This is a genomic window from Sphingobium sp. YR768, assembly GCF_900111125.1.
Classification (GTDB): domain Bacteria; phylum Pseudomonadota; class Alphaproteobacteria; order Sphingomonadales; family Sphingomonadaceae; genus Sphingobium.
The window spans coordinates 417,272-440,235 of the sequence record NZ_FOGE01000003.1; the positions used below are offsets into that span (position 1 = coordinate 417,272).

Genomic DNA, 22,964 nt, shown 5'->3' on the forward strand with positions numbered 1-22,964 from the left:
TCACCACTCCCTGCTACAGCATTGCACGTTACCAACCTCCGTTCGTCCCGAGCCTGTCGGGCCGCAGGCGACCGAAGGTCAACGACGCGCACAACATCCTTCGACAGGCTCAGGGCGAACGGACGATATCTGAAGCAGGCTGCTCTCCCCCCGAAAGGCATGGACCAGCCACCTCCTTTCACTTTCCGATAGGATCAACGCAGTGTAACTTTATTTCGCTTTTTGCGGGAAATATGCGAAGCTAAGGCAAAGACAGAGGGGAGCCTACAATCATGAGTTGGACACGCCGCAAGCCGATGGAGGCGATGACGCCGAAGGACGCGGGCCATCAGATGGCGCGCACCCTGTCATGGCCGCACCTGCTGGCGCTGGGCGTCGGCGCGATCGTGGGCACCGGCATCCTGACGCTGATCGGCGTCGGCGCCGACCGGGCCGGCCCCGCCGTCCTGCTCTCCTTCGCCATTGCCGGCGCCATCTGCGCCTGCGCCGCACTCGCCTATGCCGAACTCTCCACCATGATGCCGGCGGCGGGCAGCGCCTACAGCTACTCCTATGTCGTGCTGGGCGAAGGCATCGCCTGGATCGTGGGATGGTCGCTGATCCTGGAATATAGTCTGGTCGTATCGACCGTGGCGGTCGGCTGGTCGGGCTATGCCGCGCCGCTACTGACACCTTTGGGCTTTCCAAGCGCCCTGACCCAAGGGCCGGAACTGGGCGGTTTCATCAACCTGCCCGCCATCTTCATCATCGCGGTGGTCGCGGGCCTGCTGATGTTCGGCACGCGCGAAAGCGCCCGCCTCAACACCATCCTCGTCCTCATCAAGATCGTGACGCTCAGCCTGTTCGTCGCCTACGCCCTGCCCGCCTTCGACGCGCAGAATCTCGAACCCTTCATGCCCTTCGGCTTTGCCAAACATATGGGGCCGGACGGGGTGGAACGCGGTGTGATGGCCGCCGCCGCGATCATCTTCTTCGCCTTTTACGGCTTCGACGCCATTTCAACGGCCGCAGAAGAAGCCAAGAACCCGGATCGCGACCTGGCCATCGGCATCGTCGGATCGCTGATCGTCTGCACGATCATCTACGTCCTCGTCGCCGCCGCCGCGATCGGCGCCTTGCCCTTCACCCGCTTTGCCGATAGTCCGGAGCCGCTGGCGCTGATCCTGCGGGAAATGGGTCAGGGCAGCATCGCCCGCATCGTCGCCATCGCCGCCGTGATCGCCCTGCCGACCGTGCTGCTCGGCTTCCTCTACGGCCAGAGCCGCATCTTTCTGGTGATGGCGCGCGACGGCTTCCTGCCGCAGAGCCTCGCCAAAATCTCGAAGCGCGGCACCCCCGCCCGCATCACTGTCGTCACGGCGATACTGGTATCGATCATCGCCGGCGTCCTGCCGATCGACGAAATCGCCGCACTGGCCAATGCCGGCACGCTGATCGCCTTCACCGCCGTCGGCCTCTGCCTCCTCGTCCTGCGCAAGCGCGCGCCGGACCTGAAACGCCCCTTCCGCACGCCCGCCGCATGGGTCGTGGGCATCGGCGCGGTCGCCGGCTGCGCCTATCTCTTCCTCAGCCTGCCGATGAAGACCATCATCGCCTGCGCCATCTGGAATGCGATTGGGCTGGCCGTGTACTTCCTCTATGGGCAGAGACGGGCGAGCGTCGCCTGAAGGGGGATATATGAACGCAATTCTCGGCACCATTCTGGCGCAAGCGCTCACGCTGGCGACGCCCACCAACTTGCCTGCAACATGGTTTAGCGATTCCGACTATCCCAAAGGCCCGCAGCAACGGCGCGAAGACGGGACCGTCACCTTTGCGCTGTTTGTTTCGGCACAGGGGAAAATTGACAAATGTTCCGTCGTACAAAGCAGCGGCGTTCCTGAACTCGACACACAAGCCTGCACCATTATGGTCGCCCGGCCACGGTTAAGGCCTGCCAGAGATGAAACCGGCGCGCCGGTTCAGGGGCTATATGTCGGTCGAATGACCTGGATTCTTCCTGGCGGCCAAAGCGGCTCGCGTCGCAGCTATCCGGCTTGGCCCGCCGACATTAACGTCGATGTCATGAAGCTGCCCGGTGGAATCAAAGAAGAAACCGTCTCGATAGCTGTGAAGATTGATCCAGCCGGACATATCCTGATCTGCGAGCCGCCTCAAAAGAGCCAGTCCTCCGTCAAATTGGTGGAGGTCGCCTGTGCGCAGGCCAAAGCCGCATATGACACTGTTCCCATGGATGCCGCAGGCATGCCTGTAACGATGGTGCGCAGCTTGCGCGTGACGTTCAGGGCATCGCAATAACCCAAGACTTGCGTTTTCCCTCCCCTCCCGACCCCGCCTCCGCAAAATTCGAAGCGGTTGCCTGCACTCAGGCCAAGGCGCTCGTTGCCGATCCCGCGCTGGACGAGCATGGAAAGCCGGTTACGGCTTTGAGAAGCTGGACTGTCGTTTTCCGAACAGCGGCAAAATAGGTCAGGCAGCCAGCGGTTTGACCGCCAGTTCATCCGCATGCAGACGCGCCATAGCCAGATCATGGCGCGTCTGCATCCGCATCAATGTTTCGGCATCGATGCCGAACAGCTTTTCGAAACGGATCGCCATCTCCGCCGTCAGGTCCTGTCGCTGATTGAACAGACGGCTTACCGTCTGCCGGGTAACGCCCAGATGATCGGCCAGATCGCCCAGTTTCAGACCATGCGCCTCGACAATCTCCGTCCTCAGCCAGTCGCCCGGATGAACCGCCAGCGATGCGTGCATCTTAAGCGCCATGATCCATTCCTTAATCCGTTCGGGCTGAGCCTGTCGAAGCCCTGCCCTTTTCCTTGTTCCGGACAAGCAGGCTGAGAAGCATATAGGTCCAGAACCGCATAGAGCGAGGAAAGCAGAAAGGCAGGCCTTCGACAAGCTCAGGCCGAACGGGATATAAGGGAACGCGCCACCACTGGCCTTTTCCCTCCACCCCCATTACATGGCCGCCGATGGGACGTTTTTCGAAGATGCATGGTCTGGGCAACGACTTCGTCGTGATCGACGCGCGGGAAAGCGCGATCGACATGACGGAGGCGCGCGCCCGCGCCATTGCCGATCGCCATGCCGGGATCGGCTGCGACCAGTTGATCCTGATCGGGCAAAGCGACGACGCGGACGTATCGATGCAGATCTTCAATGCCGACGGCAGCGAAGTGGAAGCCTGCGGCAACGCGACCCGCTGCGTCCCCCTGTTCGTCGGCCGCGACGTGCTGATCCGCACCAAGGCGGGCCTGCTTGACGCCAAGTCCGTCGATGGCGGCGCCAGCGTCGACATGGGCGCGCCCCGCTTCGACTGGGACGCGATCCCGCTGGCCTACCCCATGGACACGCTGACCATGGGCGCCAGTTGGGAAGACCTGCCTGCCCCCGCCGCCGTCAATGTCGGCAACCCGCATGTGATCTTCTTCGTGGACGATCTGGACGGTGTGAACTTCGACCATCTCGGCCCGCTGATCGAGCATGATCCGCTCTTCCCTGCCCGCGTGAACGTGAACTTCGCGCAGGTCGTTGGCGACAATCATATCCGCCTTGTGGTCTGGGAACGCGGCGCTGGCCTCACCCGCGCCTGCGGCACGGGCGCCTGCGCCACCGCCGTCGCCGCCATCCGCCGCAAGCTGATGACCGGCCCCGTCACCGTCAGCCTGCCCGGCGGCGACCTCGTCATCGCATGGGCGCCCGGCGCCACCATCCAGATGACCGGCCCCGCCACCCATGTCTTCGACGGCGAGGCCGACTGGTCGCGTTTCTGAGCCTATGGCCGGCCCCGACATCATCACCATGGGCTGTCGCCTGAATATCGCCGAGAGCGAGGCGATCCGCGACATGGCGGCGGGGCAGGACGACCTGATCGTCGTCAATAGCTGCGCCGTGACCGCCGAAGCCGTGCGCCAGACCCGTCAGGCGATCCGCCGCGTCAGGCGGGAACGACCCGACGCCCGCATCTTCGTCACCGGCTGCGCCGCCCAGACCGAACCCCAGACCTTCGCCGCCATGGCGGAGGTGGACGGCGTGATCGGCAATCGGGAGAAGATGGAGGCGAGCGCCTTCGCACCCGTGGCGGAGAAGGTCCGTGTCTCCGACATCATGGCCGTGCGCGACACCGCGCCGCACATGGCCTCCGCCTTCGCCGACCATGCCCGCGCCTTCCTGGAGGTGCAAAATGGCTGCGATCATCGCTGCACCTTCTGCATCATCCCCTATGGCCGGGGGAACAGCCGCTCCGTTCCGGCGGGTGCCGTGATCGACAAGGCGAAAGAACTGGTCGACGCGGGCTATAAGGAAATCGTGCTGACCGGCGTGGACGTCACCAGCTACGGTCCCGACCTCCCCGGCAGCCCGTCGCTCGGCCTGCTGATCGAACGCATCCTGAAGGGCGTGCCCGACCTCCCCCGGCTGCGCCTGTCCTCCATCGACAGCGTGGAAATCGATGAGCGCCTGTTCGACCTGATCGCCCACGAACCACGCATGATGCCGCATCTGCACCTGTCGTTGCAGGCGGGCGACGACATGATCCTCAAGCGCATGAAGCGCCGCCATGGCCGCGCCGACGCCATTGCCATCGTGCAGCGCGTGAAGGCCGCCCGCCCCGACATCAGCATCGGCGCCGACATCATCGCCGGCTTCCCGACCGAAGACGACGCCATGTTTGCGGGCAGCCTCGCCCTGATCGACGAATGCGACATCGTCCACGGCCATATCTTCCCTTATTCGCCGCGCACCGGCACGCCCGCCGCGCGCATGCCACAAGTCGATCGCGCCACGGTCAAGGCCCGCGCCGCCCGCCTGCGTGACGCCTGCGCCATCCGCCGCGACGGCTGGCTGCGCAGTCTGATCGGCACCAGCCAATCCGTGCTGGTCGAACGCAGCGGCATGACCGGCCACGCCGAAAATTTCGCCCCGGTGCGCTTCGCATCGGCACAAGCCCCCTCCTCCATCGTCCGCGCCACCATCACGGCGCTTGAGAATGGCGCCCTTATCGCGCAAGAGGCTCCGCAATGACTGATACCGGCACCAGCTGGCGCGACCGCCTCTTCGGCGGATTGAAGCGCACGTCCGACAAGCTCGGCGACAATCTCACCGGCCTTTTCACCAAGGCCGCGCTCGACGCACAGACCCTCGACGAGATTGAGGAAGCGCTGATCATGTCCGACCTTGGCCCCGCCATGGCCGCGCGCGTGCGCGATCGGCTGGCCGAGGGGCGTTTCAACAAGGAACTGACCGAGGACTATCTGCGCGAGATCATCGCGGAGGAGATCGAGAAGACGCTGGCCCCGGTGGCCCGCCCGCTGGAGATCGAAGCCTTCCCGCGCCCGCAGGTGATCCTGGTGATCGGCGTCAACGGCTCCGGCAAGACCACCACCATCGCCAAGCTGGCCAATAATTTCCTGGAACAGGATTATGGCGTGATGCTGGCGGCGGGCGACACGTTCCGCGCGGCGGCCATCGGCCAGCTCAAGGTCTGGGCCGAACGGCTGGGCATCCCCATCGTCGCGGGCAAGGAAGGCGGCGACGCGGCCGGCATCGTGTTCGACGCGGTCAAACAGGCGACGCAAACCGGCATCGACGTGCTGATCGTCGACACCGCCGGCCGCCTCCAGAACAAGACCGAACTGATGGACGAACTGGCCAAGGTGCGCCGGGTGCTGGGCCGATTGAACCCGGCCGCCCCGCATGACGTTGTGCTGGTTCTGGATGCCACCACGGGACAGAATGCATTGAACCAGATCGAAGTCTTCAAGGAAACCGCGCAGGTCACGGGCCTCGTCATGACCAAGCTGGACGGTACGGCGCGCGGCGGCGTGCTGGTTGCGGCGGCGGAAAAGTTCCGCCTGCCCATCCATGCCATCGGCGTGGGCGAGAAGATCGAGGATCTGCGCCCCTTCGATCCGGGCGACATGGCCCGCGCCATCGCGGGGACAGCTTATGCGCGGTGATCGCTGAACATTCCACACCCGTTCGTGCTGAGCCTGTCGAAGCACGCGCGCACCGCTTGACCTACTCGCGTCCTTCGACAAGCTCAGGACGAACGGAAGAAGCAAATGGCTGAAAAGAAAAATTCCCATAACGGCACGCTCAGCCTGGCGCTCGATTTCGGGCCGCTGCTGATTTTCTTCCTGACCTATAAAGGCGCTGGCTGGATCTGGGGATCGGGCAATCCGATCACCGCCATGACCTTTGGCACCGCCGCCTTCATGGCCGCGATCGTGATCGCCGTCATCATCTCCAAGGTGAAGCTGGGCCGCGTTTCGCCGATGCTCTGGCTTTCGGCGCTGCTGATCCTCTTCTTCGGCGGCCTGACCATCTATTTCCATGATCAGAGCTTCATCCAGATCAAGCCGACGATCATCTACGCCTTCTTCGCGCTGATGCTGTTCGCTGGACTGCTACGTGGCAAGCCGCTGCTGCAATATCTGCTTCAGGCGGCCTATGATGGCCTGACCCATGAAGGCTGGATGAAATTGTCACGCAACTGGGCGCTCTTCTTCGTCGGCATGGCGATCGCCAATGAAGCGATGCGCCGGTCGATGAGTTTCGACACCTGGCTGGCGGTCAAGGTCTGGGGCGTGACGATCGTGTCCGTCATCTTCGCCGGCGCCAATATCCCGATGCTGATGCGCCATGGCCTGACGCTGGACGATGGCCTCGACAGCGACGAGGTGGGCGAAACCACCCCGCCGCAGGGTTAGGAATGGTCAGGTCGCGGGGGCCTGCACGACCGCATCAATGATGATGTCGCGCAGATGCCCGTTGCGATCCGGCCAGAGAATCGACGCCCCCACCCGCATCCCGATCAATGCCGCGCCGATCGGGGTCAAAATCGAAATATGGCCCAGCGCAACATCGGCATGGCTGGGATAGACCAGCCGCACGCGCCGCGCGACGCCGTCCTTGGTATCGCGATAGGTGACGTCCGATCCAATGGTGACGACATCATCCGGCAATGCCTCCGGCGCGTACAGGCTGGCGCGGCCGACCTCTTCCAGCAGCAATTGGCATATATCGGGAAAGCGATCGCGCGCCGCCCAGGCCAGATCGGAAATTATATCGGCTTCTGATTCGACGAGATGGATGGGCGGAACGGCCGCCCACTTGTGATGCAGGGTCATGGAAAGGCTTCCTGATAGAGAGGCATGGCCCATGATGCGGGCCTTCTGACGTCAACGAAGCTGCCCCGGACCCTGCCGGCGGAGCGCCTGTCAGGTCCGGGGCGAATTGCCCGCGAGAAGCTGGCCCCCGTGATGACGGAAGCGCGGAAAGGCTGCACCATCCTGCATGCATCAATCCTGTTCGAGGAAGGAGAGGCTGTCAAGCAACCCCACCGACATCCCGCTTTAGGTTAGCTTTTGATACGATTTTCTGCGATCGTTTCGCAATAGGCACATATCTGTTTTCTTGGGCGTTGGGTGCGCATATGGGAAGCGACGGAGGCGTCCACGCCCCGCATGGACCATAGACTCAACCGGCCGCGCCAGCCTTGCGCACGGCCGCCCCATAACGAACCCGAGGAGTTCCGCCATGGCCTTTGTTCTGCCCGATCTTCCCTACGCCAAGGACGCCTTTGGCGACATCCTGTCGGTCGAAACCTTCGACTTCCACCATGGCAAGCATCACAATGCCTATGTCGTGAAGGCCAATGAGCTGGTCGCCGCCGACGAAAGCCTTCAGGGCAAGTCGCTGGTGGAACTGATCAAGTCGTCCAAGGGCGGCCTGTTCAACCAGGTCGGCCAGATCTGGAACCACACCTTCTACTGGAACTCGCTGTCGCCGGTGAAGACCGCCCCGACCGGCGAACTGCTCGCCAAGATCGAAGAAGCCTTCGGTTCGGTGGACGCGCTGATCGAAAAGCTCAAGGCAGAGGCCGTCGGCCACTTCGCCAGCGGCTGGGCCGCGCTGATCCTGAAGGACGGCAAGCTGGAAGTGACCAGCTATCATGACGCCGACACCCCCGTCGCGCATGACGGTCACGCCCCGCTGCTGATCCTCGATGTGTGGGAACATGCTTACTATATCGACTATCGCAACCTGCGCCCGGCCTATGCCGAAAAGCTGCTGAAGGAAGCGATCAACTGGGACTTCGCTGCCCTGAACCTGGACGGCGAAGGCGCCAGCCGCGCCGACCAGCCGGCCTGACAGAGCGACGGGCCGGCATAGGACCGGCCCGTCCGCCCTTCTCATAAAGACTTTCTTAAGCCGCACGCCGCATCATCGCCGCTCCGACAGGACGGAGAGCCAGGCGATGGACATTGGCGAACTGCGACGGCAACATGCGGAAATCGGGCGAACGGCCGAACGGCTCGCCGATCTGACCGCCAGACAGGATCGTCCCGAAAGCGTGGGCGCTGTGCGCTGGCAACTTGCGCGCCTGCTGATGACCCATCTGGCCCTTGAGGATCGCATCCTCTATCCCGGCCTGCTTCAGGCCATCGATGCGGACGTCCGGGCCGCCACCACCACATTGCAACTGGAAACAGGCATGCTGGCGGAGCGCTTCTCCCTCTATATGACAAGCTGGAGCGACGATCGCATCGCCCGCGAATGGGCCAGTTTCTGCGGGGATACGGATCGCGTGCTCAGCGCCCTGCGCAACCGGATCGACCGGGAGGAAGACACGCTCTACCCCCTTGCCGAACAACTCAAACCCGACGCCCGGCGCATCAGCCGATCCGCCTGACTCTCAGGCCGCTTCCAGTTGCGCGACGAACAGGTCGGCGGCGCGTTGCAATTCCTGTGCCGTGCGCGACAGGCCCGACGCCGCACTGGACACGCGACTGGACAGGGTCTCATTGTCCCGCGCGACATCCGCCACATCTTCCATCTGTCGCGTCATGACGGCGGCATCGCGTGCCGTATCCCGCGCCGACTGACCGATAGCCGCGGTTGCATCCCGCTGATCGGCAACCGCGCTCTGGATCGCATCGGCTGCCTCGGCAAGCTGCTGGACAGCACTTGCGACGTCCGACAGCGCATTCTGCGCCACCCCTGCCCCCTGCTGCGCTGACGAAGCCAAAGCCTGAATTTCTCCGGTCGCATTGGCCGCCTGTCCCGCCAGTTGCTTCACTTCCCCCGCAACCACGGCAAAGCCGCGTCCAACCTCTCCTGCTCGCGCAGCCTCGATCGTGGCGTTGAGCGCCAGCAGGTTGGTCCGTGCGGCGATCTGGGTAATCGAATCGGCAAAGCCGGTGATCGACGTCGTGCGCCCTTCCATGTCCCGCATCGCCTGATGGCCCGTAGTCGACATGCGCTGCGCCTCTCCGCCCAGCGTCGCCTGCTGATGGGCGGCGGCGGCGATAGCGGAAATGGATTCGGACAATTGCTCGATCCGCTGCGCCAGCATGGTCGCATTCGCGGATGATTGCCCGGCAATGGCGACCGTTTCCTCGGTCCCGACGCTGGCTCGCTGCGCCAGTTGATTGAGTTCCCGCGCGGAATCGTCCAGCTCCCGGCTCGCAGCCCCGACCGCACCGACGATCTCGGCCATCGACTGGCGGAAATCGCGCGCCAGCGCCAGAGTCGCGGCCTGCCGCTCCGCCGCCATGCGCGCCCTTTCGGCATCCTGTTGCTGGCGTAGCTGAGCCGCACGGGCATCGGCATCCCGACTGGCCGTCATTGCCGTCTCTGCTGCGGTCCGCCCCTGTTCGGCCTGCTCCGCCAGTCGACCCGACTGGGTGACATGGTCATCAAGCGCCAGCAGCAACGTGCGTAGCTGATAAGTCAGGTAGCAAAGGACAGCCGCTTCCGCGACCACCGCCACGCCATGAATCGCCACTCGCCCAACATTCGCACTGTCCGGAAAGACCCAGCCCGGCGCCACGAAATTCAGCAGCAGATGGTGAAGCGCCGTCAGCCCGGCGCCCAACAGGATCGGTCGCCAGTCATAAAGCAGCGCCAGCCCTGCCAGCGCCACGAAGAAGAACATATGCCCGTCCATCTGCAAATGATGGTCGGACAGAAGATAGAGGCCTATCGCCGGTTGGGCCGCAGCCAGCATGCCCATCGCCAGCCGCACGTCCAGATCACGGCGATGATAGAGAACTTGTATCGTCGGCAATATGTTGATCAGCGCGGACAGCATGAAGGCGCGCCCGACATGGGCGACGCCCAGCGACAGTCCGCCAATCCCCAATGTCATCGTCCACAGCCAGTTGGCGCACAGCAGGATTTGCAGTCCCTGCAACCGCAACCGGTCCAGACTTTTCGCCGCGTTCATCATGCCAGCCCCGCACAGCCACCGGCCTGCGCCGAAAGCAGCAAAATGCCGCGCTGCAACAGCGGACGAGCGAGGGCAGCCCTCTCCCCATCCACCAGCAATGATCCTTTCCACGGTCCGGCCGACACCAGCCGCGCCCCATGCGCGATCGCCACCGGGGCGAGCGAAGCGCGCGCCTGATCCGTCATCGGCACCAGCAGAATACGCCCCTGCGTCGGCGGCGCGGCATAGAGAAACGCCAGACCGAACACGATCAGCGCACATTGTCCGACAAGGGGCAGGCTTCGCCAGGAGGACGCACGATAAGTCATTGCGCCCGTTTAAGAAGCATTGGTAAGGATAGAATTAAGGATCGAACTGATTGAGGTGCAGCGCCTGCGCCAGCTCATCCAGATCGGCACCGGGACGCACCAGCAGCCATTCCTTGCTGTCCGCGCCATCGACCACCGTCACCGCGCCGCGCGGGCAGACGCCCAGACAATTGACCTCGACGATCCCGGCGTCCGCCTTGCGGCCCTTCTTGAGCGACAGATGCTTGCGCAACGCCTTGGCCAGCCGCTCATCGCCATCCGGACCAAAGCCCCCATCCAGCTTCTTTGAGCATTTGCGGCATATCAGAACCACATTGCGCCAGTTGGTCCGGACATGGTCCTTCAATCTGTGGCGCCTCGCGGCTTCCATGTCCGCCGCTCTTCCGCCGTGCGCAACACCTCATAGGCCGCCTGGATCGTCTGGAAACGCACGGCTGCGTCCGCATCGCCCGGCTTCACATCGGGATGATATTCCTTGGCAAGGCGGCGCCAGCTCTTCTTCACCGCCTCGAAATCGGCATCATCCTCCAGTTCCAGGGCCTGAAGCGCATGCATTTCGTCACGGGACCGGCTGCCGTCACCCGGACCGCCCCAGCCATGATAAGCGCTGGACTGGAAACCACCGGCGTCCCGTCGCTCGGCATGTTCGCGCTGCTCCCGCTCTTCGCGGTCCAGCCCCTGAAAATAGTCCCAGTTGCGGTTATATTCGCCCGCATGGTCGCTACAAAAATACCAGCGTTCGCGGCTGTTGGGCGATTTGGGCGCGGGGCAGTCGCCCGGCTTGTCGCACCCATGGCGGTCGCACAGACGCACCTGCTGCGCCTCACGCGATGCACCATAGGCACGCCAGCGGGGAAATCCCCAGTCATTGGATCGGCTCTGTCTTGCCATCCGACCAGAATAGGGTTTCGGGCGCGAAAACGCCACCCCACTGCACCGCAGCATGTCGGAAAATTCGCCAGAGGGCCTGTAAGCCGGGTTCTGTCCACCCCTTTCAGGGATAGGCGACCATTCCTCTAGGGAACGGATTGCTCCGTTCCTCAAGCAACCAACCCGGGCGATCTCAGTCGAAACAGACCTAGCAACCTTGCGATTGCGCGCCGCCCCTATTCGGTCTTGCTCCCGGTGGGGTTTACCGTGCCGCCTTGCGTTGCCGCAGACGCGGTGCGCTCTTACCGCACCCTTTCAATTTCACCCGACCGAAGTCTTAGGGCCGAAGCCCTGGGCGACCTGCTTTCTGTTGCACTGTCCCTTGGATCACTCCAGCCGGTCGTTAACCGGCACCGTCATTTCGTGGAGCCCGGACTTTCCTCGCCGTGGAAGTTACCCGCCACGCCGCGGCCGCCCGGCCCTCTGGCGAAACGCGCCCTTAGACCGATTCGGCGCGTTAGTCATCCCCTCTGGGCTTGGGCAGCAGCAAAGCGAGCAGGATGGCGCGACATTCGCCGTCAATCACCCCGTCGATCAGTTCGGGACGGAAGCGGCGCTGAAAGGCGACGACGGCCGGCTGCGGCTCGGCAATGTCATAGCCGAAGCGCTCCAGCGCCAGCATGAAGCCGCCATCGGTCCAGTGCGGGTCCATCAGATTCTTGGTCGGACGCGGCAGCGCCAGCCGCAAGCGCGCCAGTTGCCCCCATGGGAAAAGCTCGCCCGGATCCTGCTTGCGGGCGGGCGCGATGTCGCTGTGGCCGACAATATTGCCCCGTGTAATCCGGTGCCGCTGGATGATGTCATGCACCAGCGGGATCAGCGACCCCATCTGCGCTTCGGGAAAGGGACGATAGCCCCATTCATGGCCGGGATTGACGATCTCTATGCCGATGCTGGCGGAATTGATGTCGTCCATGCCGCGCCAGTGGGATCGCCCCGCATGCCATGCCCGCTTGCCTTCATCGACCATGCGGACGATCTGCCCGTCTTCGGTCACGACATAATGGGCAGACACCTTCGATTCCGGATTGGCCAGCCAGTCGATCGCGCTCTGCGCATCAGGCATCCCGGTATAATGCAGCACCAGCATCGTGATGGGCAGGCGGCGCTCGTCGAAATTGGGGGACGGCGTTTCGATCATGGGGATGTCGGTCATCGGGAAAGGCCAGTCACTTCCAGCTGTTCGGTCATCGCGCCCTTCCGACCCACCTTCTTGTTACCGGCGGTCTGGAGCCGACAATGGCAGCGAGAAGCGCAGCAATCAAGCTGGGTTAACGACCGACAAACAGATGGACGACAGGGAACGAATTCAGCAGACCCGCCGCATGGCCCCGCCGGCGCAATCGGGCTGCAAAACCTTGCAGGCATAGCCGCCGCGAAATTCGGCATGGGGCACGAAATCATCCCCCTGCCCAATCACCGTTTCGCCCGCCCCCAGCAACAGCACGCTGTTCGCATGGCTATGTCGCGCCAGCAGGTGCAGCACCGCCTGACGCCGCTCCGGCGTGAAGTAGAGCAGGACATTGCGGCACAGCAGCAGATCATATTCGCCTGAAGGCGCCCGCGGATCGAACAGATTGTCGCGGCGGAAATCGATCATCCGGCGCAGTTCGGCGCTGGCCCGCCAATCCTCTCCATGGGGTTCGAACCATTTCAGCAGATCGCCGACCGACAGCCCGCGCTGCACGTCCATCTGCGAAAAGACACCCGACCGCGCCTGATCGATTGCGGCGGTGGAAATGTCCGTCGCCAGTATCTCGATCCGCCACCCCTGCCAGCGGGCCGCGTCATTGCGCATGCGGATCGCCAGCGAATAGGCTTCCTGGCCAGTCGAACAGCCCGCGCTCCAGATCCGCAACGTCCGGTCGGATCGCTCCTGCTGGATATGCGGCAATATCTGGCGATGGACCATGTCGAAGACCTGGAGGTCGCGGAAAAAGCTGCTCTCATTGTTGAGCAGCGCGTTGACAACATCCTCTTCCAGCGCAGCATTGCGCTTGCCGACCACCTGCGCCGCCAGGTCATCCATGTCGCGCAGGTTATGGGTGCGAATGACCGGCCGCAGCGCGGTTTCCATGCGCCAGGCCCGGCCTTCCGACAATATCTGCCCCGTGCGCGCCTCCAGCAGGCCCGACAGGATGCGCGCGGCCCCCCGCCATGCGACGCCGTCGGGAAGCGGCGCCATCAGGCGGCCACCCGCCCGCGCCGGGCCACGAAGGTCATGATCGTCTGCGGCTCCATGATCGCGCAGGTCAGTCCCGCACCCGCCACCGATCCGGGCATGCCCCAGACCACGCTGCTCGCTTCGTCCTGCGCGACGATCCAGCCGCCCGCCGCAACGATATCCCGCGCGCCAGCCGTGCCGTCCCGGCCCATGCCGGTCAGGACGACGCCCGCCGCCCCCGCGCCATAGACTTCGGCCATGCTGGCGAACATCGGATCGACGCCGGGCAAATTGCCTGCCGGGGTTCGTTCCGGGTTCAGGATGATGTTGACCCGCCCATGCAGGCCCCGCCTTATCTGGAGATTGGCGTCCCCCGGCGCGACATAGACGGTGTCGGGCATCAGCAGGTCGCCCGTTTCGGCCACCTTCACGCGCAGGCTGGTCATGCGCGACAATTGCTGGGCGAAGTAGCCGGTGAAGCTGACAGGCAGATGCTGGGTCAGCAGCACCGGCACGCCCAGCGGCGCGGCCAGCCCCTGGAATAACTGACCCAGAGCATGAATGCCCCCGGTCGAGGCGCCAATGCCAAGGCACCCCAGCGGCGCGTCGGCCGGCACGGCAGCGACAGGCGTAGGCGTCCGGGAAAAGGCCACCGGGCGATCACCGAACAGTCGGTTCAGCCGCTCGATCAATGCCTGCGGAAATTGCTCGCCAAAGCTGCCGCTGCCCGGCTTCGACACGATATCGCTGGCGCCTAGTGCCAGAGCCTCGACCGCAGCAGCGCTGCCCTCCTCGCACTTGCCGGACAGGATCGCGACCTTGACCGACGGATTGGTGCGCAGGATTTGTGGCAGGGCGGCAAGCCCGCTCTGTCCCGGCAATTCGATGTCCAGCAGCACCAGATCCACCGCATGATCCGCCAGATAGCCAAGCGCATGTTCGGCGCTGTTCGTCTTGTGGACGACGCGATAGGCCGGATCGGCATTGAGGATACGTTCGATCACGGTGCGGACGACAACCGAATCGTCGACGACCAGCGTGCGGACACGGCTGGCATCGCTCCTGTCACTGGTCGTAATCGGCATGATGGCAGTCATCATGAAGACTTTCTGCGCGGAAACGAAGGGAAAGGGCCGGACGGCCTCATGCAGCGGCGAGACAAGGGCGTCAGATCACCCCCACGATCGTCAGTTTGCTTTCCAATGTCTCCCGATCGAACGGCTTCATGACATATTCGTCAGCCCCGGCTTCGACCGCTGCCTTGATATGGCTGATGCCATTTTCGGTGGTGCAGAAAATGATCTTCGGTCGCGCCGCCATCCGGGCGGTCGACAGCGCCTGAAGAAACTCCATGCCGCTCATCACGGGCATGTTCCAATCCAGCAGCACCACGTCGGGCGCGGAGGCTTCGCACTGCGTCAGCGCATCCTGCCCATCCACCGCTTCGCTGACCGTCAGGTCCAGCGATTCGAGTATATGTCGCGCCACCTTGCGGATGACCTTGCTATCGTCGACAACCAGGCAGTTTTTCATGTAGCGTCCCTTGAGGTATTGCGGCCCATTGCATCGGCCATAGGCGACAAAAGCAAGGATTTGGTAAACGGGTCGGTAAAAACGGCTAGGCCGCCTGCGCTGTCGGACCGCCTTCGATGAAGGCGGACAGCGATACCAACAGCCAGGGATGCCCTTCATGCTCCACGATCGCACGGGCATAGGGCGCCCATGTCGCGTCAAGTTGCCCGCGCAAGGGCATTTCCCCTTCGGGCACACGGCAGATGTCGGACACGCCATCCACCATCAGGCCATAGCTATGCCCGCTGATATTGGCGATGATCGCCAGCCCGCGCTGTTCGGCGGGCGTGCGCCGACCATGGATCAGTGCGGCGACGTCGATAATGGTAAGCACCCGACTGCGCAGCGCCGACAGGCCTGCGACATGCGCGCCCATGCCCGGTACGGGCGATATTTCGGTCAGGCGCACAACCGCCTCCACCTCACACGCGTCTACCGCGATTCGGGTGCCGGCCAGAGTGGCGAGAAGATAAAGCTGATCCATGGTCCTGCCCCCTTATCCGCGCCGTCCGGCGATCGCCGCCATCAGCGCGGCCTGGTCATAACGATAGATGCTGCCATCCTGCGGATCGACCGGCCGGGGCGACGCGCGCAATTGCACGACGCGGCACCCCATGATCTCCGCCGCCTGCGCCGCACCGGCATCGGCGCACAGCACGACATCATCGGGATCGACCGCACTGTCGCCGGGCAGGCCCAGCACGACATCATGCCCGGCCTGACGCAACAGAGGCGCCAATATCTCGCGCGTCCACCCATCCTCCGCATCGGCCAGCAGGCAACGCCCGGTCGCGCGCTCAGCCGCCCCTTCTTCGGGCAAGGATGCGAACAGGGCGAAGGGGTTGATGACTTCCAGATGCTCGCCATCGATCACCGCAACGCCGCTCAGCAGGCCATGCATCGCGATCATGTCCGGCACGGCGGGCATCTGCACGATGTCCAGCACGGCGGCGACCGGATAACAGGCTTCCCGCCGATCATCGCGCAGGCGCAGCGCCGACACCTTGTCCCGGTCGAACTGCGACAGGCCGTTCGCTACGGGCACCAGTCGACCATCGAGCCGCACGAAGGCGCGATTGCCCGACCGTCCGAACAGGCGGGAATCGACATCCTCGACCCGTTCGATCAGCGACAGTTTCAGCAACCGCTTTTCGCCCGACAATTCCTCGAACCGTAGCGCCGCGACCATCTCGACCCCGCTCTGGGCGTCCGCCGCTTCTTCCTGCTGCCGCGCGGCGCGATCGTCGATGATATCGGGCAGGTTGGCGGCGCTGGCCAGACCCGCCGCGTCCAGCAACAGCATCGGCTTGCCATTGTCGGGCAGGGTCATGCCGGCATAGACGCCCGTCGCCATCACCAGCGGCGACGCCGGCCGGATCACCAGTTCCTCATGATTGTCGACCGTCGACACCCCCATGGCAAAGGGCACGCCCGCTGCCGATCGCACGACCATGATAGCGCGCGGCCCCGACTGGGCGGGCTTTTCCATGCCCAGCACATCCTCCAGATCGATCATCGAATGGCGCACAGACCGGATCGTCGCGATCTTGGCCCCGCCCACTTCGCTGATCTGCAACGTCTCATTATTGTCGTGCAGGATTTCGACCACCGCCGCGCGCGGGATAGCGAAATGCTGCCCGCCCGCCCGGACGATCAGGCCCGGAATGATCGTCAGGGTCAGCGGCACGCGCAGCGTGATGCACAGCCCCTTCCCCGGATGATTGTCGAGCGCGATGACGCCGCCGATCCGCTCCACATTGGCGCGCACCACGTCCATGCCGACGCCCCGGCCGGAAATGGCGGTCACCTGACTGGCGGTGGACAGGCCCGGCTGGAAGATGAGGTCGAGCTTCTCCTGCTCGGTCATCCGTGCAGCCGCCACCGGGGTCAGGCGACCCGCAGCAATCCATTTCTCGACCAGCCGCGCCGTATTGATGCCAGCACCATCGTCCGCGATCGCGATGACGATCTGGTTGCCGGATTGGCGCGCCTCCACCCGCAGGCTGCCCGCTTCCGCCTTGCCGACGGCGCGCCTCTGCTCGGGTATCTCGATACCATGATCGATGCTGTTGCGCACGATATGGGTAAGCGGGTCGACGACCATCTCCACCATCTCGCGGTCCATTTCGACGTCGCCGCCTTCCAGCGTCAGGTCGATACGCTTGCCCAGTTCGCGGCCCAGATCGCGCACCATGCGCGGGATGGCCGCGAACAGCCGGTCGACGCGCTGCATCCGCGTCTTGGAAATCACGTCGCGCATGTCCGCGACACAGGTCGACAGACGCTCGAACACATTGTCCAATTCGGGGTCGGCGGTCCGCTCCCGCAGCTTGCGCGACAATTCGTTGCGCGCCAGCACCATGTCCGACACGCCGTTCATCAACTGGTCGATCAGGCTCAAAGGCAGGCGGATCGTGCGCGGCCCGGTCTGCATGCCGCCCTGACGCGGCGCCGGGGCCTGCGCCTTGATCTCAGGCTCGGCGACCACCTCGTCATCGGGCAGCGCGCTCAGCGCGCCGATCAGGAAATCATCATTCTCGCTGGGCAGCGCCGCACCAACAGCCACTGCCTCGGCCAGTTCACCGATACGGTCCATGATGCCCAGCACCGCGCTGACCGTTGCCGGATCGGCCATGCGCTTGCCCATGCGAATGTCGGACAGCACATCTTCGGCGGCATGGCTCAGCCGTTCGAAACGCGGCAGGTTCAGGAAGCCGCAACTGCCCTTCACCGTGTGGAAAAAGCGGAAGATCGCGTCCAGCCGGTCCCGATCCAGCGGATCGGCTTCCCAGGCGACGACCTCACCGGCGAGCGCCTCCAGCGTCTCCTGCGTTTCGGAGATGAATTCCTGTAATAGTTCGTCCATGCCGATAGGCCCCACCGATGCGCGCATCCGCACCATGGCGGGGCGTGGTTAAAGGGCCGTTAAAGGCGCGAGGAGACGCAAAAAGGGGCGCCGCGATCCTGTCGCGACGCCCCTTTTGCTCAGTCAGGAAACTGCCTGATTATTGCTTCTTCTCAACGGCGTCGCCGGCCTTTTCGCCTGCTTCGCGCGTCGCATCGGCCTTGTTTTCCAGGGCGTCAGCAGCATTTTCGGCCGCGTTCTCGGCGTTGCCGCTCAGATTGTCAGCCAGCGCCTCCATATTGTCGGCCTGGTTATCGAGCGCGTCCGCCTGATTCTCGTACGCATTCTCGACCTTGTTTTCCTGCTTGGAATCGCATGCAGCGAGCGAAACCATAGCGGCAAGGCCAAGGATAGAGACGAAAGTTTTCACGGCGTTTTCTCCTGTTGCGCCCCCATGGGCTACCGTCTTTGGACAAGGCGCCGACCACCCGCAGGCAGCCAGCCGACCCTGACGGCCATCAACCGGTCGCGCTCCCTATGGTTCCCGCAACCGGCTCGCCTCGTCGCATAAACGCTTATTTTTTGAGCGAATCCCGGATTTCACGCAGCAGCAGCACGTCTTCCGGCGTCGGCGCGGGCGCGGCAGGCGCGGGTTCGGGCTTGGTGGTCAGCTTGTTCATCACCTTGACCAGCAGGAAGATGATGAAGGCCAGGATGATGAAATTGACCAGCACCGTCAGGAACTGGCCCCAGCCGAACATGGCGACGCCCGCCGCCTTCAGATCGGCATAGCTTTCCGGATTGCCCTTGAACCCGGCCGGCAACTCACCGAGGCGCACGAAATAACCGGAGAAATCCGCGCCACCAAAGATGAAGCCGACCACCGGCATGATCAGATCGTCGGTCAGCGACTTGGTGATCGTGGCGAAGGCGCCGCCGATGATCACACCGACCGCCAGGTCCATCACATTGCCGCGGTTGATGAACGTCTTGAATTCCGAAATCAGCCCCATGGTTCAGGCCCCTTATACCATCTGTGATAATGACTGCATGGCCCGTTGCGCCGCGCGGGGCAACGTCCTATTTCCACGAGCGATACATAGCCGAGGATGTTCCATGACGCGCCTGCGCCGCTTTTCCGCTTCCCTCCTGCCGGTCTTCGGCGCGCTCGCTTTGTCCGCGTGCGGCATCAACAGCGTGCCCACTGCGGAGGAGGCGGCCAAGAACAAATGGGGCGACGTGCAGGCCCAATATCAGCGCCGCGCCAATCTGATCGATAACATCGTCGCAACGGTGAAGGCAGCGGGCAAGTTGGAGCAGGACACGCTGGTCAAGGTGACAGAGGCGCGTGCTAAGGCGACATCGGTACAACTCAATGCCGAAGACCTGTCCGACCCTGCCAAGCTCGCGCAGTTCCAGGCCGCGCAGGCGCAGTTGAGCCAGGGTCTGGGCCGCCTGATCGCGTCGACCGAGGCCTATCCCGACCTCAAGAGCAACGAGAATTTCCTGCAACTCCAGTCGCAACTGGAAGGTACGGAAAACCGTATCGCCATCGCCATTCGCGATTATAATGCAGCGGTGCAGGACTATAATGTCCGTATCCGAACCTTCCCCGACGCGATCGGCGCCAAGCTGATCCACGGCGCCAAGCCCATGACCCCGTTCCAGGCGACCACGCCCAGCGCGGAAGAAGCGCCCAAGGTCGATTTCGGCAAATAAGCGACGGATCGGCCATGATCCGTTCCGTCGTCCTGATGGGCCTTGCCATGTTCGGCAATAGCGAAGGCGCCTTAGAGGCGCCAAAGCCAGCGATGGAACTGACCGGCCGGGTGGTGGATCGCGCCAACCTGATCGACGACAGGCTGGAAAGCCAGTTGACCGCCCGGCTCGCGCGATTGCAACGCGAAACCCGCGTCCAGATGGTTGTCGCCACCACCCCCTCGCTCGATGGCCAGAGCATCGACAACTACAGCCTGAGACTGGCCAATAGCTGGGGCGTCGGCAGCCGGGAGCGCAATGACGGGCTGGTCCTGCTGGTGGCACCGAACGAACGCAAAATGCGCATCGAAGTGGGGAAAGGCCTTGAGTCCGTGATGACCGACGATCTTTGCGCCGACGTCATCCAGCGCTCTATCATCCCCCGCTTTCGCAAGGGCGACATGGCGGGCGGCATCATGGCCGGGATCGACGCCATCCTTCCGGTCCTGAAGGCAAAACCCGCGCTGCGAGACGCCGCATGACGATGATACGCGCTTTCCTGCTGCTGGCGCTGCTCCTGTGCGCACCGACCGCCTGGGCACAGACTTTCCCCAAATTTGACGACAGCGGCGTGGTCGATGCCGCCAATCTGCTTGATCCTGCCCAGAAACAGGCGCTGATCACCAAGTTGATCGCGCAGAAGAAGGCCAGCGGGCGATCCCTGATGGTCGCCACCATCCCCGATCTTCAGGGCTATGACATCGCCGACTATGGCTATCGGCTGGGCCGCGCCTGGGGGGTCGGTGACAAGAACAGCAATGGCGCCCTGCTGATCGTCGCCCCTGCCGAGCACAAGATGCGGATCGAGGTCGGCTATGGCCTGGAGGGCATCCTTACCGATGCTCTTTCCTCCCAGATCGTCCGCAATGTCATCACCCCGCACTTCAAGGCAGGCGACATGGTCGGCGGCATCAACGCCGGTGTCGATGAAATCACCAGCCTCCTTGCCCTACCGCCCGATCAGGCAAAACAGCGTGCGCTCCAAGCCGAAGAGCAGACACGCAGCCAGAAGGATGATGGCGGCGGCGGCATCATCGCCTTCTGGATCATCCTGTTCATTATCTTCTTCGTGGTCCTGCCGCTGATGTCGCGTGCGCGCGGCGGCACGCGCTATCGGCGTGGCGGCGGCGTGCCGCCGGTCATCATCTGGGGGCCGGGTAGCGGCGGATCAGGCTGGGGATCGGGCAGCGGCGGCGGTGGCTGGGGCGGATCGAGTTGGGGCGGCGGCGACAGCGGAGGCGGCGGCTTTTCGGGCGGCGGCAGCTTCGGCGGCGGCGGCGCATCGGGGGATTGGTGATGCAGCTTCATCTGACACAGGCGGACCATGAGCGCGTATCCGCTGCCGTCACGGCGGCGGAAGCGCACACCTCCGGTGAAATCGTGACGATCGTCGCGCGCCGGTCCGACAGCTATCATGATGTCGGCCTCAGCTGGGCGGCGGCAGTGGTGTTCATCGCGCTGGCGCTGATGGCCGCCTTCCCGGCGCATCTGCGCGCCTTCCTGTCCATGCTGCTGCTCGACTGGGAGCATGAACTGGCCGACTGGAAGCTGCTGATGGGGCTGCTCGGCCTCCTCATCCTCAAATTTCTGGTCGTGCGCTATCTGCTAGCGATCATGCCGCTGCGCATGCTGATGACCCCGCGCGCGACCAAGGCGCGGCGAGTGCGGCGGCGGGCCATCCTGCTGTTCCGCACCGCGGCCGAAGCGCGCACGCGCGGGCGCACCGGCGTCCTCCTCTATCTCTCGCTCGACGAACATCGCGCCGAAATCGTCGCCGACCGCGCGATCAACGACAAGGTCGCGCCAGAGGCATGGGGCGACGCCATGGCCACGCTGATCGATGCAATCCGCGCCGGCCGCGCTGGCGAAGGCCTTGCAGCGGCGATAGAGCAGGTCGGCATCGTGCTGGCCGCGCATTTCCCGCGTGCCGACGATGATATCAACGAACTCCCGGACAGGCTGATCGAATTATGAGCGACCCCGACTGGCACGCCCCCGAACAGATCATGTGGGAAGGCCGCTTCATCACCGCCAAGACGCGCGGCAAATGGGAATATGTCGGCCGCGCGCGCGGCATCAACGCTGCCGTCATCCTGGCGATCGATGAAGACGCGGATGGCCCGCACGTCCTGCTGGTCGATCAATATCGCGTGCCGCTCGGCCGCCGCTGCATCGAACTGCCCGCCGGGCTGGTTGGCGATCAGGAGGAAGGCGAGGAAGCCACACTGGCCGCCGCCCGCGAGTTGGAGGAAGAAACGGGCTATTTTCCCGCCCGACTCGAATCACTCGGTCAATTCTACAGCTCGCCCGGCATGGTGTCGGAAAGCTTCACCCTGTTCCGCGCCCATGGTCTGGCGAAGACCGGCGATGGCGGCGGCGTGGAGGATGAGGATATCCACGTCCATCGCGTGCCAATCGCGGGCATCGCCGACCAGATCACCCTCTGGCGCGAACAAGGCTATGCCATGGACGTGAAACTGCTGCTCCTGCTCGGCGCCGGGATGATAGCCTGACGCGATCGGCCCCGCTGGTTCTAAAGTGGGATGAATTCATATTGAATCGTCATTGCGAGCGGAGCGAAGCAATCCACTGGCGCAACCATGGATTGCTTCGCTCGGCTCGCAATGACGGCGTGGGTCAAACCAATCTCATCTCATTCCAAGCACCGGTTCAGGGCACCCGATACCAGCCCGCCACCCGGTCGAGCGCCAGCGTCAGCACCAGCTTGCCCGCCCGGCTGGGCCAGCCCAGCGCCTTTTCCGCGGCAACCACCCCTTCACCGGCACAGGCCACGCGCCAGAGGATATCGGCCAAGCCCGGCCCCGCCGCCGCGATGGCGCCATCGAATCGCGCCCGCGCCGCCATCTGCGCCAGCGTGGGATCGGGCCGCCCGCCCGGTCCGCGCCGACCGCCTTCGCGCGGCGCCGCGTCCCAGCGCATCGTCACCCGCGCGCCCAGCCCCGCCCGCTCCCAATCGGCGCGCAGCATGTCCCCAGCGGCATAATGACGCTCGCTCAGATGCCCGCGCGCCCGCAACCAGGCCAGCGGCGATTCGCCCAAATGGACCAGCACCGCCTGCGGCCGCCCGTCCATATCCTCGATAATCTGTTCGACATGGTTCGCCATTGCACCTCCTTCATCTGGGAATCA

28 protein-coding genes and 1 other RNA gene are annotated in these 22,964 nt (G+C 64.0%); 13 read left to right on the top strand and 16 right to left on the bottom strand.

Annotated features, from left to right (window positions below):
• Positions 1-272 precede the first annotated feature (272 nt).
• On the top strand, positions 273-1,667 hold the full coding sequence (locus tag BMX92_RS06695) for an amino acid permease (RefSeq protein WP_093013755.1): 1,395 nt from the start codon (positions 273-275) through the stop codon (positions 1,665-1,667).
• Between the two features lie 10 nt (positions 1,668-1,677).
• Positions 1,678-2,298 carry a TonB family protein gene (locus tag BMX92_RS06700; protein WP_177184953.1) on the top strand — a complete coding sequence of 207 codons (621 nt, stop codon included), beginning with the start codon at positions 1,678-1,680 and terminating at the stop codon, positions 2,296-2,298.
• Between the two features lie 171 nt (positions 2,299-2,469).
• Here BMX92_RS06700 and BMX92_RS06705 read toward each other — a convergent pair whose 3' ends face one another.
• Positions 2,470-2,766, bottom strand: coding sequence for a HigA family addiction module antitoxin (locus BMX92_RS06705; protein ID WP_093013761.1), 297 nt, complete (start codon positions 2,764-2,766; stop codon positions 2,470-2,472).
• A gap of 209 nt (positions 2,767-2,975) precedes the next feature.
• On the opposite strand from BMX92_RS06705, the gene dapF reads away from it, so the two are divergent.
• The 4 genes from dapF to ispZ all read left to right on the top strand — a co-directional run bounded on the left by dapF (position 2,976) and on the right by ispZ (position 6,713).
• Complete coding sequence (gene dapF, locus BMX92_RS06710; protein WP_093013764.1) at positions 2,976-3,776, top strand: diaminopimelate epimerase; 801 nt, start codon at positions 2,976-2,978, stop codon at positions 3,774-3,776.
• Positions 3,777-3,780: 4 nt separating this feature from the next.
• Positions 3,781-5,025, top strand: a complete 1,245-nt coding sequence (gene mtaB, locus BMX92_RS06715; protein ID WP_093013767.1) for a tRNA (N(6)-L-threonylcarbamoyladenosine(37)-C(2))-methylthiotransferase MtaB — start codon at positions 3,781-3,783, stop codon at positions 5,023-5,025.
• Positions 5,022-5,960, top strand: coding sequence for a signal recognition particle-docking protein FtsY (gene ftsY, locus BMX92_RS06720; RefSeq protein ID WP_093013770.1), 939 nt, complete (start codon positions 5,022-5,024; stop codon positions 5,958-5,960). The genes mtaB and ftsY overlap by 4 nt, the downstream gene beginning before the upstream one ends.
• Positions 5,961-6,065: 105 nt before the next feature.
• Positions 6,066-6,713 carry a septation protein IspZ gene (gene ispZ, locus BMX92_RS06725; protein ID WP_093013773.1) on the top strand — a complete coding sequence of 216 codons (648 nt, stop codon included), beginning with the start codon at positions 6,066-6,068 and terminating at the stop codon, positions 6,711-6,713.
• 6 nt (positions 6,714-6,719) lie between these two features.
• On the opposite strand, the gene rnk is transcribed toward ispZ, so the two are convergent.
• Positions 6,720-7,133, bottom strand: a complete 414-nt coding sequence (gene rnk, locus BMX92_RS06730) for a nucleoside diphosphate kinase regulator (protein WP_093013776.1) — start codon at positions 7,131-7,133, stop codon at positions 6,720-6,722.
• A gap of 409 nt (positions 7,134-7,542) precedes the next feature.
• On the opposite strand from rnk, the gene BMX92_RS06735 reads away from it, so the two are divergent.
• Together BMX92_RS06735 and BMX92_RS06740 are read left to right on the top strand one after the other, a co-directional pair.
• Positions 7,543-8,157, top strand: coding sequence for a superoxide dismutase (locus tag BMX92_RS06735; RefSeq protein WP_093013779.1), 615 nt, complete (start codon positions 7,543-7,545; stop codon positions 8,155-8,157).
• 106 nt (positions 8,158-8,263) lie between these two features.
• Positions 8,264-8,698 carry a hemerythrin domain-containing protein gene (locus tag BMX92_RS06740; RefSeq protein WP_093013782.1) on the top strand — a complete coding sequence of 145 codons (435 nt, stop codon included), beginning with the start codon at positions 8,264-8,266 and terminating at the stop codon, positions 8,696-8,698.
• Positions 8,699-8,701: 3 nt separating this feature from the next.
• On the opposite strand, the gene BMX92_RS06745 is transcribed toward BMX92_RS06740, so the two are convergent.
• From BMX92_RS06745 to mscL, 13 genes are all read right to left on the bottom strand, one after another.
• Positions 8,702-10,237, bottom strand: a complete 1,536-nt coding sequence (locus BMX92_RS06745) for a methyl-accepting chemotaxis protein (protein WP_305728177.1) — start codon at positions 10,235-10,237, stop codon at positions 8,702-8,704.
• Positions 10,234-10,545: a hypothetical protein gene (locus BMX92_RS06750; RefSeq protein WP_093013788.1), complete on the bottom strand. Its 312-nt coding sequence runs from the start codon at positions 10,543-10,545 to the stop codon at positions 10,234-10,236. Before BMX92_RS06750 ends, BMX92_RS06745 begins: the two co-directional genes overlap by 4 nt.
• 34 nt (positions 10,546-10,579) lie before the next feature.
• Entirely contained in the window at positions 10,580-10,915 is a 336-nt protein-coding gene (locus BMX92_RS06755) for a hypothetical protein (protein ID WP_093013791.1), read from the bottom strand.
• Entirely contained in the window at positions 10,888-11,436 is a 549-nt protein-coding gene (locus tag BMX92_RS06760; protein WP_093013794.1) for a J domain-containing protein, read from the bottom strand. The genes BMX92_RS06755 and BMX92_RS06760 overlap by 28 nt, the downstream gene beginning before the upstream one ends.
• 63 nt (positions 11,437-11,499) lie before the next feature.
• Positions 11,500-11,902: RNase P RNA component class A (gene rnpB / locus BMX92_RS06765), an RNA gene on the bottom strand.
• 30 nt (positions 11,903-11,932) lie between these two features.
• A complete protein-coding gene (locus BMX92_RS06770; RefSeq protein ID WP_093013797.1) occupies positions 11,933-12,631 on the bottom strand; it encodes an N-acetylmuramoyl-L-alanine amidase in 699 nt (232 codons plus the stop codon).
• Between the two features lie 153 nt (positions 12,632-12,784).
• Positions 12,785-13,660, bottom strand: a complete 876-nt coding sequence (locus BMX92_RS06775; RefSeq protein ID WP_093013800.1) for a CheR family methyltransferase — start codon at positions 13,658-13,660, stop codon at positions 12,785-12,787.
• Positions 13,660-14,736: a chemotaxis protein CheB gene (locus BMX92_RS06780; RefSeq protein WP_093014033.1), complete on the bottom strand. Its 1,077-nt coding sequence runs from the start codon at positions 14,734-14,736 to the stop codon at positions 13,660-13,662. The genes BMX92_RS06775 and BMX92_RS06780 overlap by 1 nt, the downstream gene beginning before the upstream one ends.
• A gap of 70 nt (positions 14,737-14,806) precedes the next feature.
• Positions 14,807-15,172: a response regulator gene (locus BMX92_RS06785; RefSeq protein ID WP_093013803.1), complete on the bottom strand. Its 366-nt coding sequence runs from the start codon at positions 15,170-15,172 to the stop codon at positions 14,807-14,809.
• Positions 15,173-15,257: 85 nt separating this feature from the next.
• Positions 15,258-15,695: a chemotaxis protein CheW gene (locus BMX92_RS06790; RefSeq protein ID WP_093013806.1), complete on the bottom strand. Its 438-nt coding sequence runs from the start codon at positions 15,693-15,695 to the stop codon at positions 15,258-15,260.
• Between the two features lie 12 nt (positions 15,696-15,707).
• On the bottom strand, positions 15,708-18,077 hold the full coding sequence (locus tag BMX92_RS06795; protein WP_093014037.1) for a chemotaxis protein CheA: 2,370 nt from the start codon (positions 18,075-18,077) through the stop codon (positions 15,708-15,710).
• 139 nt (positions 18,078-18,216) lie between these two features.
• A complete protein-coding gene (locus tag BMX92_RS06800) occupies positions 18,217-18,486 on the bottom strand; it encodes a hypothetical protein (RefSeq protein WP_093013809.1) in 270 nt (89 codons plus the stop codon).
• A 145-nt stretch (positions 18,487-18,631) separates the two neighbouring features.
• Positions 18,632-19,069 carry a large conductance mechanosensitive channel protein MscL gene (gene mscL / locus BMX92_RS06805; RefSeq protein WP_093013812.1) on the bottom strand — a complete coding sequence of 146 codons (438 nt, stop codon included), beginning with the start codon at positions 19,067-19,069 and terminating at the stop codon, positions 18,632-18,634.
• Between the two features lie 103 nt (positions 19,070-19,172).
• On the opposite strand from mscL, the gene BMX92_RS06810 reads away from it, so the two are divergent.
• The 5 genes from BMX92_RS06810 to BMX92_RS06830 are packed head-to-tail and all read left to right on the top strand — an operon-like array spanning position 19,173 to position 22,327.
• Positions 19,173-19,775 (top strand): LemA family protein, encoded by a 603-nt coding sequence (locus BMX92_RS06810; RefSeq protein ID WP_093013814.1) that lies wholly within the window; start codon positions 19,173-19,175, stop codon positions 19,773-19,775.
• 14 nt (positions 19,776-19,789) lie between these two features.
• Entirely contained in the window at positions 19,790-20,296 is a 507-nt protein-coding gene (locus BMX92_RS06815; RefSeq protein ID WP_093013817.1) for a TPM domain-containing protein, read from the top strand.
• Positions 20,297-20,298: 2 nt separating this feature from the next.
• Positions 20,299-21,111, top strand: coding sequence for a TPM domain-containing protein (locus tag BMX92_RS06820; protein WP_093013820.1), 813 nt, complete (start codon positions 20,299-20,301; stop codon positions 21,109-21,111).
• Positions 21,111-21,788, top strand: coding sequence for a TPM domain-containing protein (locus BMX92_RS06825; protein ID WP_093013823.1), 678 nt, complete (start codon positions 21,111-21,113; stop codon positions 21,786-21,788). The genes BMX92_RS06820 and BMX92_RS06825 overlap by 1 nt, the downstream gene beginning before the upstream one ends.
• Complete coding sequence (locus BMX92_RS06830; protein WP_093013826.1) at positions 21,785-22,327, top strand: NUDIX hydrolase; 543 nt, start codon at positions 21,785-21,787, stop codon at positions 22,325-22,327. Before BMX92_RS06825 ends, BMX92_RS06830 begins: the two co-directional genes overlap by 4 nt.
• 157 nt (positions 22,328-22,484) lie before the next feature.
• Here BMX92_RS06830 and BMX92_RS06835 read toward each other — a convergent pair whose 3' ends face one another.
• Positions 22,485-22,940 (bottom strand): DUF6456 domain-containing protein, encoded by a 456-nt coding sequence (locus tag BMX92_RS06835; protein ID WP_093013829.1) that lies wholly within the window; start codon positions 22,938-22,940, stop codon positions 22,485-22,487.
• Positions 22,941-22,964 lie beyond the last annotated feature (24 nt).

Bases quoted from the DNA above. Each gene is read 5' to 3' on its own strand.
- BMX92_RS06735 (WP_093013779.1), top strand. From the start codon at position 7,543: ATGGCCTTTGTTCTGCCCGATCTTCCCTACGCCAAGGACGCCTTTGGC.
- BMX92_RS06810 (WP_093013814.1), top strand. From the start codon at position 19,173: ATGACGCGCCTGCGCCGCTTTTCCGCTTCCCTCCTGCCGGTCTTCGGC.
- BMX92_RS06835 (WP_093013829.1), bottom strand. From the start codon at position 22,940: ATGGCGAACCATGTCGAACAGATTATCGAGGATATGGACGGGCGGCCG.
- BMX92_RS06760 (WP_093013794.1), bottom strand. From the start codon at position 11,436: ATGGCAAGACAGAGCCGATCCAATGACTGGGGATTTCCCCGCTGGCGT.
- mtaB (WP_093013767.1), top strand. From the start codon at position 3,781: ATGGCCGGCCCCGACATCATCACCATGGGCTGTCGCCTGAATATCGCC.
- BMX92_RS06820 (WP_093013820.1), top strand. From the start codon at position 20,299: ATGATACGCGCTTTCCTGCTGCTGGCGCTGCTCCTGTGCGCACCGACC.
- BMX92_RS06815 (WP_093013817.1), top strand. From the start codon at position 19,790: ATGATCCGTTCCGTCGTCCTGATGGGCCTTGCCATGTTCGGCAATAGC.
- ispZ (WP_093013773.1), top strand. From the start codon at position 6,066: ATGGCTGAAAAGAAAAATTCCCATAACGGCACGCTCAGCCTGGCGCTC.
- BMX92_RS06780 (WP_093014033.1), bottom strand. From the start codon at position 14,736: ATGACTGCCATCATGCCGATTACGACCAGTGACAGGAGCGATGCCAGC.
- BMX92_RS06705 (WP_093013761.1), bottom strand. From the start codon at position 2,766: ATGGCGCTTAAGATGCACGCATCGCTGGCGGTTCATCCGGGCGACTGG.
- BMX92_RS06825 (WP_093013823.1), top strand. From the start codon at position 21,111: ATGCAGCTTCATCTGACACAGGCGGACCATGAGCGCGTATCCGCTGCC.
- BMX92_RS06775 (WP_093013800.1), bottom strand. From the start codon at position 13,660: ATGGCGCCGCTTCCCGACGGCGTCGCATGGCGGGGGGCCGCGCGCATC.
- dapF (WP_093013764.1), top strand. From the start codon at position 2,976: ATGGGACGTTTTTCGAAGATGCATGGTCTGGGCAACGACTTCGTCGTG.
- BMX92_RS06695 (WP_093013755.1), top strand. From the start codon at position 273: ATGAGTTGGACACGCCGCAAGCCGATGGAGGCGATGACGCCGAAGGAC.
- BMX92_RS06700 (WP_177184953.1), top strand. From the start codon at position 1,678: ATGAACGCAATTCTCGGCACCATTCTGGCGCAAGCGCTCACGCTGGCG.
- BMX92_RS06740 (WP_093013782.1), top strand. From the start codon at position 8,264: ATGGACATTGGCGAACTGCGACGGCAACATGCGGAAATCGGGCGAACG.
- BMX92_RS06745 (WP_305728177.1), bottom strand. From the start codon at position 10,237: ATGATGAACGCGGCGAAAAGTCTGGACCGGTTGCGGTTGCAGGGACTG.
- rnk (WP_093013776.1), bottom strand. From the start codon at position 7,133: ATGACCCTGCATCACAAGTGGGCGGCCGTTCCGCCCATCCATCTCGTC.
- mscL (WP_093013812.1), bottom strand. From the start codon at position 19,069: ATGGGGCTGATTTCGGAATTCAAGACGTTCATCAACCGCGGCAATGTG.
- ftsY (WP_093013770.1), top strand. From the start codon at position 5,022: ATGACTGATACCGGCACCAGCTGGCGCGACCGCCTCTTCGGCGGATTG.
- BMX92_RS06795 (WP_093014037.1), bottom strand. From the start codon at position 18,077: ATGGACGAACTATTACAGGAATTCATCTCCGAAACGCAGGAGACGCTG.
- BMX92_RS06790 (WP_093013806.1), bottom strand. From the start codon at position 15,695: ATGGATCAGCTTTATCTTCTCGCCACTCTGGCCGGCACCCGAATCGCG.
- BMX92_RS06750 (WP_093013788.1), bottom strand. From the start codon at position 10,545: ATGACTTATCGTGCGTCCTCCTGGCGAAGCCTGCCCCTTGTCGGACAA.
- BMX92_RS06770 (WP_093013797.1), bottom strand. From the start codon at position 12,631: ATGACCGACATCCCCATGATCGAAACGCCGTCCCCCAATTTCGACGAG.
- BMX92_RS06755 (WP_093013791.1), bottom strand. From the start codon at position 10,915: ATGGAAGCCGCGAGGCGCCACAGATTGAAGGACCATGTCCGGACCAAC.
- BMX92_RS06830 (WP_093013826.1), top strand. From the start codon at position 21,785: ATGAGCGACCCCGACTGGCACGCCCCCGAACAGATCATGTGGGAAGGC.
- BMX92_RS06785 (WP_093013803.1), bottom strand. From the start codon at position 15,172: ATGAAAAACTGCCTGGTTGTCGACGATAGCAAGGTCATCCGCAAGGTG.